The sequence below is a fragment of the Algibacter luteus genome (assembly GCF_030344935.1).
Lineage (GTDB): Bacteria > Bacteroidota > Bacteroidia > Flavobacteriales > Flavobacteriaceae > Arenitalea > Arenitalea lutea.
Window position 1 is genome coordinate 1,975,699 of the sequence record NZ_CP128313.1, and the last position, 15,906, is coordinate 1,991,604.

The window sequence follows — 15,906 nt, forward strand, 5'->3', positions numbered from 1 at the left end:
TCCTTAATTTTAATATTATCTAAAAACAGGCCTATTAAACAAATACCATTTAAACCTTAAACCTAGTTCGGTGTAAGTAAAACCTGCTGCAGTTGCTGATGCTATATTACTTCGAGTTCCAAAAAGGTTCAATAAGGCACGATCTGAAAACTTAAATCCTAATTTAGCTTGAATACGGTAAGTACTTTGGCTGCTATCGTCTTCAATATACTGTAATCCAGTTGCAGCAGTTAACTCATAAAACCATTCTTTTGTTTTAGCAATGTTCTCATCTTTTATAATATTTATAAACACTTCGCCAGCATTAAATTTTTCTGGACTAAAATAAACTGTCGGTACTTGATTTTTAAACGTAATATATTGATAATTTAATCCTGCTTTTAGCGAAGGTTTTGGTAAAATATTATAATATAACGAGGTGAATAGCAAATTACGGGCATTGTCATCGTTTTGCCATGTATGGAAATATTGAGTAAACCATCCTAAATTAAAATTGGTACTTAGGCTATAATTTGCATACAAGTTGTTCATCACAATTTCTCGATCTAATAATTCGGCATTAAAGCTTTGTATTTCACTTTTATATCCAATATCTAAAACTTGTAATTTAAATGGTTTAATATTTAAAGAAAGGTTGCTAACAAGTTGTGTATAATCACTGGTATTTGCTTTTGCTGAAGTAACACCTGCAGTTCCATTAAATGTGATATTTGGCAGCAATTGATAGGCTAAACCTAAAGAAAAATCATTTGATGTCGCTTCGTTATCTGTGACTTTGTTACTCGTTGTTCTGTAACCATAATTAGCCAACCACTTAAATTTTGTTGATGTAGGAAACTCCATTTTGGTTTGAACTCCAAAAGCTTTATTGTCGCCATTATCAAAAGAGTATGAAGCTTTCGTTTCTATAAATGGTGTAAATGTTGTATTTAAAGTTTTAATAAAGTTTGAAGCATCTTTTTGTTTTTCGTAGAATGTTAAGGTGTTTTGTGCCGATTGATAAGCATCATCATATAAACCAATAGCTTTTAAAGCATTCGCTTTTCCTAGATTACCATCAAATGAACTGCTATCGTTAACTAAAATTCGGTTGTAGTCGTTAACACTCTTCTTAAATTCACTTTTATAAATATTTAAAGTGGCACGCAGCGATAATAACCAGTTTTCGTTTGGTCTACTTTTAATTAAACCATTAATTAACGAATTCGCAGTTTTAAACTTTTTATTCCAGATTAAAGCTTGAATATATCGTTCAGTAGTTTGTTGTACTAAAATGGCATCAGTATCAGAATTTAAACTTTCAAAAGCTTGTTCGCTTAGTTGAAGTGCATCCTTTTCTTTACCTTTTAAGTGAGCAACTAATGCTAATCCATTTAATGCGGTAAGTCTGTTCTCTGGATTTTTTGAAATTGTATAATAGGTTGATTCCGCTTTATCAAATTGACCAGCAATTAAATATAGATTCGCTAAATTTAGCAGTGTATCTTTATCATCTCCAAAAAGCTTTAAATTTTCCTTTAGGTACTCTTCGGCTTCTTCATATTGTTGGGCCTGTTGTTTCTGATAAGCATAACCTAAATAGATATATTTTTTTGAAGTTAATGCATTAGGATTTCCAGGTGAAACTTTTAATGCTTTGTTTACATAAGTCAAAGCGTCTTCGTATTCTTTTAAATTTGAAAGGGTATTGGCATAACTTAATAAGGCCGGAAAACTTTTCGCATCTTCTTCAATTAATCCTTTAAAATAAATTTTGGCTTTGTTAAAATCATTATTCCAAAGTAAAGATTCACCGTAATTTAATTTAACTTCAAAATCGTTTGGAAAATCTTCAAGTAAATCGGTAAATAGCAAAGCTCCTTTTTTTGGGTTTCCATTTAAACCTACTGCACGTCCATAACATAATCGTGCTGTTTTATTATCTGGATATGCTTCTAGTATATTTTTAAAAAAAACTTCAGCTTTAGTATAATTTCCAGTTTCTAGGTAGGTGAAGCCTTCTTTCATGTCTTGAGCTGCTATAGTAAAAGACACAAATAACATTAGATATATAAGGTATTTTTTAAAAGGCATATTGTAGGTTTTTAATTGCATTGCAAGTTAAGCATAACAATTGAATCATTCACCTACAGTAAACCGCCACTCGTCGAAATTCAGACGAATTCCATTGATTCATAAGAGATATTTGTATCAGAATTAAAAATAAGATTAACCCAAATCATTTATAACATGTCACTTACTATTAAAGAAAACAACGGAATATTTTTGGTACAAGGTTCTATAAATACTAAAACCATAGCGCAATTTAAAAATCATTTAGAATTCTTATTACTTTACAAAAAGAACTTAACTATTGATATTGATGGCGTTAGTGCCATTGACCGAATGGGAATGAATGCTATAAAAACTTTAAATAGTATGGCATTAACCCATAAAAAATCATTCGATATTGTTGGATATGGTTGTAAAGCCATTTACGAAGATATTTTAGAAAGCCATTCAGCCTAATTGTTTAAGCCCCAAATCTACCTAATACTTATGCAAATTTTAGCCACATTAAAATCGAGAAAAATTTCACCGGAGCAATTATTTATGCTTAGTGTTTTAGCAGTAAATGGCGGGAATTATTTATATAATTTAATTCTTGGTCGTTTGTTGGGTCCTGCTCAGTTTGCAGATGCCGCTGTACTTATTACTTTTTTATTGGTTCTTAGTTTTGCAGCCATGACATTTCAATTAGTAACTGCAAAGTTTTCAGTGCTTTTTGAAAATGACATTTTTAAAAGTTTCATATCTAAAATATATAAAAACGCTCTTGTAGTAGGTCTTGTTATGGGAACGCTAATAGTTGTTTTTGCAGGACAATTACAAACTTTATTCAATACATCGTCTTCAAATATGTTTGTAATATTTGGATGTGGTGTGCCACTTTATTTTTTAATGAGTGTTAATCGCGGTGTTTTTCAAGGCAAGAAAGCCTTTAAGTCTTTATCGATAACCTATCAAGGTGAAATGTTAAGCCGTTTAGTAATTACATTAGGTCTTATTTTACTGTTTAATATTCAATCTTCGTTTGTCATTGCGGTTGGTATATTAACGTCTTTTTTATTCGGATTAATTCCGTTTAAATTTCCAACGTTAATTCCGAAGAAAGCTTTACAATTAAGTGAAACACATTCAAAAGCTATAAAAAGTTTCTTTCTTATTACGGCGTTTTACGAATTAACCCAAATCATAATAAACAATAGTGATATCCTTTTAGTTAAACATTATTTTGAGTCTTATGAGGCAGGTTTATACGCATCCTTAGCATTAATTGGTAGAATAGTTTATTTCATAGCTTGGATGTTTGTTATGCTATTGTTACCTACTGTAGTTCAATTAAAAAAAGAAGGAAAAGAAACGGCATCAACGTTATTTAAATATGTTGGATACATTGCTGCCATTTCAACAACTATTGTAGTGGTTTGTTTAAGTTTTCCTGAAACAATTATAACTTTATTGTTTGGTGATAGTTATTTAGCAATGGCGCCGTTATTGTGGCAATATGCTATAGCAACTTCAATGTTCGCCATTTCTAACATTTTCGCATACTATTATTTGTCTTTAGATAAATATGTGCCAGTAATTATTTCTGGTGTATTTGGAATGCTTCAAATGGGACTAGTCATATTTTATCATGAGAGTTTAGAACAAGTTGTGCATATGCAAATTATAGCGATGGTATTATTATTAATTATTCAACTTGTATTTTTTAAATTAAATCAATCTGAGAAAATAACTTAATCTAAAGAAAATTACCATTCATCTACACTAAAAAGTAATCTAACTAAGGTAGTCAGAATTTTAAAACAATAATCCCCAAATTTGTACCATATTAAAACCCACAAATCATGAAATTAGCAATAGTAACAGCATATCCACCAAGTAAGGTAACATTAAACGAATATGCATACCATTTAGTAAAGCAGTTTAGACAAAAAGAAGCTGTAACAGAATTAATCTTATTAACCGATAAAACCGAAGGTACCAAAGATTTAGAATTTACAGAAGCAGGTTGTAAAATAACGGTTAAAGAATGCTGGTCTTTTAATAGCTATAAAAACATATTAAGTGTTACAAAAGCAATTAACGATACAAAACCAGATTCAGTTCTATTTAATTTACAATTTATGAAGTTTGGCGATAAAAAAATTGCCGCTGCATTAGGCCTAATGTTGCCTTTGATTTGTAAACTAAAGCGTATTCCCAATATTGTTTTATTACATAATATTCTAGAAGAAGTAGATTTAGGAAGTGCTGGTTTTACTAGTAATAAGTTAATGCAGAAAATTTACGGATTTATTGGATCTACATTAACAAGATTGATTTTACAAGCAGATACGGTTGCCGTAACAATGCAAAAGTACGTTGATATTTTAGAGAAGAAATACAAAGCTAAAAACGTAAAATTAATTCCTCATGGAACTTTTGAAGTAACAGATGTATTACCAGAATACGATTTACCTAAAGGACCATTACAAGTAATGACTTTTGGAAAATTTGGAACGTATAAGAAAGTAGAAGGGATGATTGAGGCGGTTGAAAAAGTTAGAGCTAAAACAGGTTTAGATTTAGAAGTTGTTATTGCTGGAACCGATAACCCAAATGTTCCAGGATATTTAGCTCAAGTTCAAGAAGATTACAAACATGTTCCTCAAGTAAGGTTTACGGGTTATGTTGAAGAATACGAAGTGCCAATTTTATTTAAAGAAAGTGCTGTAGTCGTATTTCCTTATACATCAACAACAGGAAGTTCTGGAGTTTTACACCAAGCCGGAAGTTATGGTAAAGCCGTAGTGATGCCAGACTTAGGAGATTTAGCTTTATTGGTTAAAGATGAAGGTTATAGAGGTGAGTTTTTTGAGCCTACATCTGTAGATAGTTTAGCCGATGCCATTGAAGCGATTGTAACTAATGATGCTTACCGAGTGGAATTAGGAAAAACAAATTACGAAGCTGCAACAGCTTACCCAATGGAAAAAATTGCAGAAATGTACTTAAATACGTTTTATGACATTATCGTAAAAAAATCAAAGCTTAGCGGAAACATTAGGAAGGAAGCTATTCTTTAGAAATATATTGAAATGCGGGCTTTGGTTCTCCATTTTGGTTAATAAATCCAAAATGTTGTTGAGCTCGTTTTCTCCAAGGTAGTCTTCCAACAACTTCGGTTGGGATATCCTTAAAATCATATAAAGTCCAGGACATAAATTGCATCTTATTTACTGCAAGTATGTTCTGGATTTTTTTGTGGTACTCGGCTTGATCTTCTTCGGTATGGCCTAAAGGATTCCATAGTCCGCGATAAGAAGACATTCCATATTCTTGAAGCACAAGAGGTTTATCTTTTATTTCTGTTTTCATAGTTTTGATTGCTTCGTCTAATTTATCAAGGTCTTCATAATAATGAAACGACACAAAATCAACTTTATCTTTAAGTATGGACGCACTTTGTGTGTTAGACCAACCTATGGTAACAGGATGTTTATCATCTACAGATTTCACTAAATCAATCATATTATCCAACCAAGCGATAACGATGTCTTGCCCACGAGATTCAAAATCTAAATTGGGTTCATTTTTAATATCCCAAGCCAACAAAGCGTTATGGTCTTTTAATGCATTTACAATGGCTTCAGCATGTCGATGGTCTAAAGTCCAATTCATTAAGGAATAGTCTCCATAAAAATCAAATAGAGTTATAACTACCTTTAAGTTATGTTTATCAGCAACATCCAAAGTTTGCCTTAGTTTAGTTATCATTTCTGGTTTCACTCTGGCTTTACCAAAATCTTCGTATTGAACAAAAATTCGAATAGAATTTAGTCCAGCATCTTTAATAATTTTAAAGTCTTTAGAAATCGTATCAGTTGAAAATGAATCTCCAAAAGTATTCCATGGTGTAGCTTGCGGATAGTAATTAATACCTTTTATATTTAAACGATCAGTAGCTATTATTTTATGTTCTGAATTATAAATGGCATTATCTTCTTTTACCATATGCCTAATGCGCCAAAAACCATCTTCCAGTAAAAATATTATTTTGTAGGTTGATGTTTCAGTTGTTTCTAAAACTAAAGAATCCGCTTTAAAAACGCGTTTATATTCTACCACATTTCTATCGGTAACTACAGCAAGTTGTCCGTCTTCACTATAAAATTCTAGAGTTGGGTTGTGACTTAAAGTTGTTGCTTCAATTGTTGTTTTTTCAGTCTTATTTAAAGCAATAAAACTGTATAAATTTTCTCTTGAGCTGTCTGTATAGTAATCTTTAATTCCTGCAATTTTATTGGTTTTATAGGCAATCTGTTTTACATACCAAGCATCCAAGTAATCGTTTTGTAGTGCACTTAGGTTTTGCGCATCCATGATTCTGCCTTCATTATCTCGAGGCTCCCAAACAATTTTTGGTAAATACTGTTCTATTTTTTGTATTTCAGTATGTAGCATTTTACTTCTATCGGCTCCAGTATTTAAATAACTAAAAATGCCACTAAGCGCTGAAACAATTAATCCTATTAGCACAACATAAGAGGCTATTAATATGGCACGCATGATATTTTTATTTAGCCCTACCATAGTTTTATGCTTTTAAATTCTTTTGTTAAACCGGCAGTTTCTATGCTAAAACTATAGATACCATTATCAAATATGGCTGGTTTTAGTTTGAAGTGAACATATCCATTAAAAGACGTTTTTGTGAGTGTAGTGACAAAATTATCCCCTTTAAAAATATTAAGTTTTACATGCAAGCCATCAGGAATCATTTGTTGCATAAAACTTTGTAAAGGGCCAATAGTTATTTCGCGATTATTTTCAGAAAAAGTAACTTCAAAATCTTCAACAACTTGAACATAGTCCAGTGAAATAATATTACTTTCAGACATGCCGTCTACATAAGCTTTTATTTTCCAACTGTCAGCATAATCAGGATGAATCATTTTTGAGGTTGCAACCCCAGCCAATGTTAAACCTGTTGTTTTGAGTATATTTCCTTTTGAATTTGTAATGAAAAATGTCACGAAGGTGCCATCACTAACTATATTTTTATGTTGATCTTTTATAACCGACGTGGTGAATGTTGTAATTTGATTGCCATCAGCATAACCATGTGATCTCGTGGCTGAAATTGAAAAATTAGTTGGGATTGCTGCCGATACATTTATGGTGAATTCTTTTGAATTGGTGCCCAAACTTTCAGATGAAACTAGCATTCTTCCAGTCTCTTTTTTCGAATTAATATTTCTATAGGCGATTAAGTTTTTGGTAAATAGGTCGTGCGTTTCTTCATTATCTAAAAACTGATTTTTCGCAGTTACTAAAGTATTTGTTGGTACTGGATTATCTAATGAATCGGTAGGTACAACTACAAGCATTGTATAATCTGCACCTCCTGATTCTATACTGGGCGGACCGATATAAGTTTCCATAGTAGCAACTTCTGCTTTAGGAGTTATGTTTATTTTTCCGGTAATTGAAAGTTCATCATTAAGTAAATTCCAATTTAAAACCCCGATTTTTATAGAGATGTTTTCTGGAATTTGGTATTCAAGAGTTCCACTTTCATTATGTGGTGAAATTAATGTAGAGCCATAGCTATTAGAGCAATAGAGTAGAGGTTTGATTTCGCCTTGACTCGAAAATTTTAATACAATTCGACTCCCAACTTCAAAATTGGTTTGAGTGGTTATCAGTTTAATGTCTGCATCTTTTTCACCGTTTTGTACTATTGTGAAAGATGATAACAATATTAAACTTATTATGAATATGTAGTTTTGTTTAAACTTCATTAAAATGGGCTTCCTATATAGGTGTTAATTTCAATTTTCATATAACTAAAATAGGGGTGCTCAATTGCTTGCAATTCCGAATTAGTATGATTAATTATTCTATTTGGGACTATTTTATTTGAAATGTTTTCGTTTGGTAAACCATTAACGAAAATATTTTTCATGCTTTCATTTATGATATCTACTTGACCTTTATTTAAAATTTGGTATGTAAAATCTTGTTTACGCTGCTGCCGTACACCTTCTTTTACAAATAAATGATCTACCCAAACCATGTTTTTATTCACATCATAATACGTAACTAAAAGTTGAGGGATGGTTATTTCTTGTATACCACTATTAAAAAGCTTACCATTTAAAATATCACCTTGAATATTAACATCGCTTAATACAACATTTTTATATAAATCGGAACCTGAAACATTTCCAGCTACTTGTAAATTGAATTTTGTAGGTTGTTCTTCAAATTCGATTGGTGTAAATTCATCTGGATTAAACGTATCAGGAATAGAATCTTGAGTTTTAGACCAAGCAATACCTTCAAAATTAATTCTGAAACTACTAGATTCTTTTGGCATTAATTTGTGCTTTACATGATATTTGGCGTTAAAAGTTGCCAGTTGCTTGTTATCATCGTTGTACAATGTACCTTTCAATATAACATCTGCAGGAACATTATCTATGTTTTGTACTTCACCAATAATGGCATAACTACCATCGAATTTTACCAATTTTGCTGAAACAACCACTAAAACGGGTTGCTTTAGTATATCTTCATGATGGGTTTGTTCGGTAGTAATGCGTCGTCGCCCTTGGTTAAAATATTTAGTAACGTTATTTGAATAAAGCTGATCTGGTGGCAAATCGTTATTTAAATCGTCTGCCTGTAAATACCATTTACCGTTAATTTTAGAAAGTGATTTGTAATCAACTTTTTCAATTTTTTCTAGTGGCGTAATCCAATGTGTAGTAACTTTAGCAGATACGGTACTATCGTTGTATTTTGTGATTTCAGAACCAATAGAATCCATTTTAGCATAACTACTTAGTAAACCGTCTGTTACAGATATCTCTAACATATACTGTGCAATAGGAATATTACTAGTTGGGTCAATCAAACTATGGGCTTTTTCAAATTCTTTAAAATCAAGAGCGTCATAATAAGCTACTACTGCGTTTTCTGGACTGCGCTGTGTATCATTTTTTAGATAGAATAAATAAATGCCATAAAAAACTACAACCGCAAGAAATAATGACCAAACATGTGTGATTCTTAAAACATTTCTATTAAACTTATTATAAGTGGTTGGGAATTTTAAAAAGTCTGGTATAGGCTTTATTCGTGTTTTTAACATATTAACCCAAAGCATTTGTATGTTTAAAATAAATGCAATTAAAACGGTTAAAAAAGGCATTATGCCCCAGTGAATTTTTAACCATTTTGCGACATCTTCTTTGGGTAATATAGAAGATAGTGGTGGGATGTTCAGGCGTTCCCAAACCATAATACCGTTTTCCAATTGCCTTAAGCGTTGCCAACCACTAAAATAAAGTATCGGATCGTAAAACTTGTCGTTAGAAAATATATACTTCAAATTGTATTTTTCAGGAGTGGTTAAAAACTGTTGTAATGAACCAATTCCAGCAACACCTTGAAATTTAGAATTCTCTAAACGTTCTATAGGTCTCGTTGTTAATTCAGGTAGTCTTCTTGCCGAATGGTAATTACCATCAACAGTCATGGCACTAGTTTGTGCACTTAACCATGCCATTTGGTCGCCAAAACCAAGTGTTAAAAATCGCCATTTATCATGATCATCTTGATTCAAGAAATTTACAATAGGTAACATTTTTATTTTTTGAGGTTGCGATGGTCTAAAATATCCCAAACTCATAGTGAAAATCACCATAAACACAAACAAACCTGCTAGAATGCCTCCGATAATGCGATGATAAATGGCTCCGAATTTGTTTTGAATAAGTTCTTTTAAATCACCTTCAACAAAGCGATAGGCAAATTCACCTAATAATGGAAGTGATAAAATAGAAGCCCATAGCGTAAATCTATCTAAGGTTAGAATATTAAAAGCTGTTTCTCCTAACATTTTAAGAGGCACGGGAGTAGTTCCGCCAGTTCCTAAAATAGTACAAATGGTTATGGATAGACCAAAAAATAAATAACGCTTACTGTAATAGCGATAAAAAATGTACGGCAATAGCACCAATAAAATGCCCCATGGAATTAAAAAGAATACTAAACCTGATGATGTTATTTCTAAAAAGTTATCGCGAGAACCATGTGGTATTGGTACCTGTGTTATTGGGTTTGCTTTAGAATTTAACCAATACGGAAAAATACATCCAATAATTAATACTAAAGATAAAAGCCCAAAACTAACAATACGTTTAAACAATTTAAAAAAGCTACCTAGAAATACTTTAAAAGTAACCTCTTTCATGGAATTAACTTGCTCTCTTGAAACATCCATTAAAACCATTCCAATTAGAGGAAAGATAAAAAATATCATTCCGAAAATGGGTGTAACATGGTGCGAGGTAACGGTAACTGAAATTAAAGATAAAGCGGTAGCCAAGTACCATTTTTTACCTGTTTTTAACCATAAATAAATTTCTGGTAAGGCATGCATTAAAACGGATACACCTACAATACTAGGTAGTTGCCCAAAAATATGAAGCGTTTCAACAAATGAAGATGAAAATACTGCCAAAATCGCAGCATAACCTGCAACGGTTTTACTCGAGGTCATCATCAAAGAAAACCGATATACGCCTGTAATAAATAAAACAATGGCAATGATCGCGACACTAAACATTCCAAATTTTAAACCACCTATATAAGATAGTAATCCAATGCTTTGGTGCACTAAAGGTGGGTAACTTTGTACAGTAAAGCCTGTGTACCATTCATAATTCCACGGTTCAAACCAACTATTGGCATAATGATCGGCAAAAAATAAGTGAATTAAAGCATCATAGGTAGTTTCTAGTGTGAAAAATATAGAACTACCATGAAACAATAGTCCTAATAATAGTGCAGAAATTAAGTATTTATTCGAGGTTTCTTTCATTAATTACTTGAACGGTAAAAGCTACAGGGTAAAGATAAATAATTTAATTACTTCTCATTTTTTTATTTATCTACACAAATCTACCATCCGTCTACAGTTACTTATAGGTTAAACTAAATAAAAATTTTAAAACAACCTTCAAATGTACTTTTGTCTTGTAATTATTAAATATAATAATAAAAATCAATTATCATGAAAATATTAGCAATTGACGATCAACAATTAGTTTTATTACCATTACAGAAAAGACTAAGCGATTTAGGCTATACCGTAAGAATTGAAACAGATGCCAACGAAGGAATTTCTACATATAATTCTTTTAACCCAGACCTTGTAATAGTAGATATTAATATGCCAGGTGTTTCAGGTTTAGAAATTGTAAAGTATATAAGAAACTCTAAAAATGCCGATACGGCAGTTATGGTATTATCTGGTAACACTCAAGATGATGTTATTACTGAAGGTTTTGAATTAGGAATTAACGATTACATGAAAAAACCTTTGAGTTTAAACGAAATTAGCGCTCGTGTAAAGCGATTAATTGGTATACCTGCAGGAAACAACACCGTAGAAAACACTAATGTAATGATACAAGAACGTTGTGTTGGAGTGGTAATTCCTTGTTATAATGAAGAAGAAAGACTTTTAAGCAAAGAATTTATTGATTATATAGATGAGAATTCTGGTTACCATTTGTGTTTTGTTAATGATGGAAGTAAAGATAAAACTCTTGAAGTTTTAAATAATTTACAAAAAGGAAGAGAAGATTTTATTACAGTTTACGATTGTGAAAAAAATGGAGGTAAGGCCGAAGCAGTTCGTCTAGGCATGTTACACATGGCTCAAAAAGAAGATTTAGATTATATAGGTTTCCTTGATGCCGATTTATCTACTGATTTAGCTGATTTTGATGATTTAGTTAAAACAATACAAACTTCTGATTTTAAAATAGTTAGTGGGTCTAGAATTTCTAGAATGGGAGCCAATATTACTAAAGAATCTGCTCGTAAAATTATTAGTATAACCATTAATTTTATCATCAGAAAAATATTGAAAATGGATTTTAAAGACACGCAATGTGGCGCTAAAATTTTCAGTAAAGATGTTATAAAAATTGCTTTTGGTGAAAAGTTTGTAACTCAATGGATATTTGATGTTGAAATCTTTAAAAGAATGAGCATTCACTTCGGATTAAAAAGAGCCAAAGAATTATTATGTGAGCAGCCATTAAAAAGATGGATACATGCTGATGGATCTAAATTATCAATGAAAGATTCAATAAAAATTGTTATGCAACTTGGTCAAATCGCATGGGTTTATAGAAGTAAAAAAAGTAACAAAAAATCTGCAGATCAAACGAAATTAAAAGTAGCATAAGAATCTATAACATTACTCTCTCTCACTAATGAAAATAGGCGTTATAATAGTATTTCATAACAATGAAAATGATATTGATACAAGCTTTTTTATCGAACATTTAAACCGGGCAAAATACCTTGAGTTATGTTTAGTAAATAACGCAAGTACTGATAAAACATATAAATTGCTTGATGAGATTAAAGAAATGTGCGAGAAAAAAGTATCTGTAGTCGATGTAAAAAAATTTAAATCAGACCATGCAGCTATAAGATCTGGAGCTAGATTTATGTTTAATCAACACAACCTCAATCATGTTGGATATGTTGATGCTAATAAATTAAATAGCAAGTTTCTAAGCATTAGTAACTTGATTGAAGTTATAAGTCAAAACCAAGATATCATTGTAAAGTATAATATTGAAGTTTTAGATAAAAAAGAAATGAAACAAACTTTGTTTCAAAGTGTATTCTCTATTGTTGAATACCTAGAAAAATTAAAAAAGGACAACCAACTATTAAATTATAGTTTGAGTTAATTAAAAATTAAGATTATGAAAGTTTATCCAATAAAATTTAGCCCTATTTTAAAGGAAAAAATATGGGGAGGTAATAAATTAAATAAAGTTTTAGGGAAACCATCAGTAGGTGATAATGTTGGCGAAAGCTGGGAGATTTCAGATGTAAACGGAAATGTATCTGTTGTAAATAATGGTTTTTATAAAGGACAAAATTTAAAAGAATTATTAACCGAGCATAAGCATAATTTTGTTGGAAAAAATAATTTTGAAAACTTCGGAACGAATTTCCCATTACTTATTAAGTTTTTAGATGCAAAAACAGATCTTTCTGTGCAAGTGCATCCGGACGATAAAATGGCGAAAAAATACCATGACTCTTTTGGTAAAACAGAAATGTGGTATATCATGGATAGTGATGCTGATGCTAATATTGTTTTAGGATTGAAAGATAAAAACACAAATCCTAAAATGTTAAACCATATCACCGCCGAAAATGTTGAATCTATTTTTAATAGAGAACAAGTTAAAAAAGGTGACAGCTATTTTATTCCTGCTGGAAAAATTCATGCTATTGGTGCCGGTGTGTTGGCAGCTGAAATTCAACAAACTTCAGATATCACTTATCGTGTTTACGATTGGGATAGGGAAGATACTCATGGTAAAAAACGCGAATTACATACCAAATTGGCAGAAAAAGCGACAAAACAATTTGATTCAAATGGTAAGTCTAATTATACCATAAATCAAGATAATACAGCTAATTTGGCGAGTTGTGAATACTTTACAACCAATATTTTAGATATTAATAGTGTCCAAGAAAAATGCTATTGTCATTTAGATTCATTTATTATTTTTATGTGTGTAGAAGGATCAGCAAGTATTTCTGTTGATGGACATACTGAAATCGTTAACACAGGAGAAACTATTCTTTTACCTGCAAAAGCAGAAAAGGTTGTTTTTAATACGAATAACGCTAAGTTACTTGAGGTTTATGTGAGCTAATAAAACAGTTTAAAACGATTTGTTTCACTCATAAAATCATGATTATCAAATGGTCTTCTAGAAGTAGTGAGAATATTAAATACTAACTAATATTATGAGTATTTAAGGCTCAATATTTTTTTATACTTAGTATGTTTATTTAGTATCTTTAATAAAAATACTGTATGCAATTTCCATTTAAAGTAGAACTTGTAAAGTTTTCTACAATCACAGAGTTACCAAATGCTTGGAATGATACTGATTACAAAGTATTACTTGAAATTATGGACTATGGCGATGTTTCAGATATTTCACCTAATGAATTAAAAGAAACCTGCTTAATATTACTTTCTGAAAATGAACCAGAAGAAGCTGCTCAAATTATTCTAAAATATGTTTTTCAAGAGCGTTTAAGTTCGGGACAGATTAGTAACCTGTCAAACGAAATGCAAGATGAGAAGATGTGGGAGGAATATGCAGATGTAGCATTTCATGAATTATTCTTCAATGCAACTCAATTGTTATATGAAACCTACAACGGTAAATTTCCACATCCAGAAGCAGTTCAATTTAAAGTTAAAGTAACTGCAAAAAACAAAGAAGATTTATTAGTTTTTAATTCCCAAACCGAAGTTCCTTTAATAAGGTTGTTGGCTAAAGGTATGCCAAAAAACACCTTAATTAATCGATTATATGATGAACAATTGGAAGAAGGTGCATTTCAAGAGGCTAAGGATATTATTTGGCAATTAGAAAAAGAACCGATCAATAATAATACCATAATGTTTTCAGTGATATCTTCAGCATATTGGTTTAAAGACATAAAATATGTTGAAGATTTTGAGGCGGTAACCTTTTCTGATTTCGAGTAAATGTTATTTCAATCTAGAATCTTTTTTAATTATTCAAATTAAATATTTAACATTTTAAAACGTCTATTGTTAGACTTTTGTACGTAAATAGTCGATGCGTTAAATGAGAATTACTCAAAACTTTAACACATTAACAAACAACTATTTAAATACATTTGTATAACTTATTTTAATTCGAAATTATTGAATGAAAAACAGATTTTTTTTCTTATTCATTTTTTTGTCTTTTAACTTTTCATTGTTTAGTCAAAAAGGCTTACCAATAAAAGTTAATGATTCTAAAATAAAGCCATTAATGTCTTTTACTAATAAAAACTTGCAAGTTAATTTAGAAAAAGAACTGAATGGAAACCCAGAATGGAAACGTTTAATTGCTAATAAAAAAATGGCTGTTGGGGTTGTAGATTTAAGCAATCCTAATATGGTTAAATATGCCAGCGTAAATGGAAATCATATGATGTACGCTGCTAGTTTACCTAAAATTGCAATTCTATTAGCAGCCATGGATGCTATAGAGAAAGGTGAATTAAAGGAAACCCAAACGGTTAAAAATGATATGCGCATAATGATTAGTAAATCTAATAATGCGGCCTCTACAAGAATGATTGATAGAGTGGGGTATGACAAGATTGAACAAGTTATGACCGACCCAAAATATATGTTTTATGACGAAGATCGCGGTGGTGGTCTTTGGGTAGGAAAACGTTATGGCGGCGGAGGAAACACTAACAGAGAGCCTCTTAAAAATTTAAGTCATGCCGCAAGTGTCAACCAGGTTTGTCGATACTACTATTTATTAGCTCATGGTAAATTGGTTAATGAAAAACGCTCTAAGCAAATGCTAGAAATCATGGCAGATCCAGACTTACACCATAAATTTGTAAGTACTATTGAGAAAATTGCTCCAAACGCAACTTTATTTAGAAAATCGGGCTCTTGGAAAACCTATCATTCAGATTCTATTTTAGTTTGGGGAAATGATCCAAGTAGAAGATATATACTGGTTGCATTAATAGATGATTCTAATGGCGAACAAATTATTAGAAGTTTAGTTAAACCTATAGAGAAGGCATTAAAAGCAAAAGCAGTTCCTAGCAAAACAAACACTAAAGGACGCTAAAAACAGAGGTTTTTAGTTTAAGCAATTGACTTGTAATAAATATAAGAATAAGCATATTTTATAAAAGCAATGTGTTAATTTTGTGTCATCATGATACACTCTATAATGATGACACAAAATTTTATTAATGTAATTG

The 15,906-nt window shown here is 31.1% G+C and carries 12 protein-coding genes; 8 read left to right on the forward strand and 4 right to left on the reverse strand.

Annotated elements, in window-relative coordinates; translation table 11 throughout:
• Positions 1-15: 15 nt before the first annotated feature.
• A complete protein-coding gene (locus tag O5O44_RS08280; protein ID WP_289193899.1) occupies positions 16-2,073 on the reverse strand; it encodes a tetratricopeptide repeat protein in 2,058 nt (685 codons plus the stop codon).
• A gap of 156 nt (positions 2,074-2,229) precedes the next feature.
• Here O5O44_RS08280 and O5O44_RS08285 point away from each other — a divergent pair, with 156 nt between their 5' ends.
• The 3 genes from O5O44_RS08285 (at position 2,230) to O5O44_RS08295 (ending at position 5,114) form a co-directional block, all read left to right on the forward strand.
• Positions 2,230-2,508: an STAS domain-containing protein gene (locus O5O44_RS08285; RefSeq protein ID WP_289193900.1), complete on the forward strand. Its 279-nt coding sequence runs from the start codon at positions 2,230-2,232 to the stop codon at positions 2,506-2,508.
• Between the two features lie 30 nt (positions 2,509-2,538).
• A complete protein-coding gene (locus tag O5O44_RS08290; protein ID WP_019386505.1) occupies positions 2,539-3,786 on the forward strand; it encodes an oligosaccharide flippase family protein in 1,248 nt (415 codons plus the stop codon).
• A 107-nt stretch (positions 3,787-3,893) separates the two neighbouring features.
• Positions 3,894-5,114, forward strand: a complete 1,221-nt coding sequence (locus O5O44_RS08295) for a glycosyltransferase (RefSeq protein ID WP_289193901.1) — start codon at positions 3,894-3,896, stop codon at positions 5,112-5,114.
• On the opposite strand, the gene O5O44_RS08300 is transcribed toward O5O44_RS08295, so the two are convergent.
• From O5O44_RS08300 to O5O44_RS08310, 3 genes are read right to left on the reverse strand one after another with little or no spacing between them, the layout of a single operon-like run.
• Positions 5,104-6,621: a glycoside hydrolase family 2 TIM barrel-domain containing protein gene (locus O5O44_RS08300; RefSeq protein WP_289193902.1), complete on the reverse strand. Its 1,518-nt coding sequence runs from the start codon at positions 6,619-6,621 to the stop codon at positions 5,104-5,106. The two genes, O5O44_RS08295 and O5O44_RS08300, sit on opposite strands and share 11 nt — an antisense overlap.
• A complete protein-coding gene (locus O5O44_RS08305; RefSeq protein ID WP_289193903.1) occupies positions 6,615-7,832 on the reverse strand; it encodes a hypothetical protein in 1,218 nt (405 codons plus the stop codon). Before O5O44_RS08305 ends, O5O44_RS08300 begins: the two co-directional genes overlap by 7 nt.
• Entirely contained in the window at positions 7,832-10,921 is a 3,090-nt protein-coding gene (locus tag O5O44_RS08310) for a hypothetical protein (protein ID WP_289193904.1), read from the reverse strand. The genes O5O44_RS08305 and O5O44_RS08310 overlap by 1 nt, the downstream gene beginning before the upstream one ends.
• 192 nt (positions 10,922-11,113) lie before the next feature.
• On the opposite strand from O5O44_RS08310, the gene O5O44_RS08315 reads away from it, so the two are divergent.
• The 5 genes from O5O44_RS08315 (at position 11,114) to O5O44_RS08335 (ending at position 15,770) form a co-directional block, all read left to right on the forward strand.
• The gene (locus O5O44_RS08315; protein ID WP_289193905.1) at positions 11,114-12,298 is read left to right on the forward strand and encodes a response regulator; all 1,185 of its coding nucleotides are present in this window, start codon (positions 11,114-11,116) and stop codon (positions 12,296-12,298) included.
• Positions 12,299-12,326: 28 nt separating this feature from the next.
• Positions 12,327-12,815 (forward strand): glycosyltransferase, encoded by a 489-nt coding sequence (locus O5O44_RS08320; RefSeq protein WP_289193906.1) that lies wholly within the window; start codon positions 12,327-12,329, stop codon positions 12,813-12,815.
• A 15-nt stretch (positions 12,816-12,830) separates the two neighbouring features.
• Positions 12,831-13,799 (forward strand): type I phosphomannose isomerase catalytic subunit, encoded by a 969-nt coding sequence (locus tag O5O44_RS08325; RefSeq protein WP_289193907.1) that lies wholly within the window; start codon positions 12,831-12,833, stop codon positions 13,797-13,799.
• A 164-nt stretch (positions 13,800-13,963) separates the two neighbouring features.
• Entirely contained in the window at positions 13,964-14,650 is a 687-nt protein-coding gene (locus O5O44_RS08330) for a hypothetical protein (protein ID WP_289193908.1), read from the forward strand.
• Between the two features lie 187 nt (positions 14,651-14,837).
• On the forward strand, positions 14,838-15,770 hold the full coding sequence (locus O5O44_RS08335; protein ID WP_289193909.1) for a serine hydrolase: 933 nt from the start codon (positions 14,838-14,840) through the stop codon (positions 15,768-15,770).
• Positions 15,771-15,906: the final 136 nt, after the last annotated feature.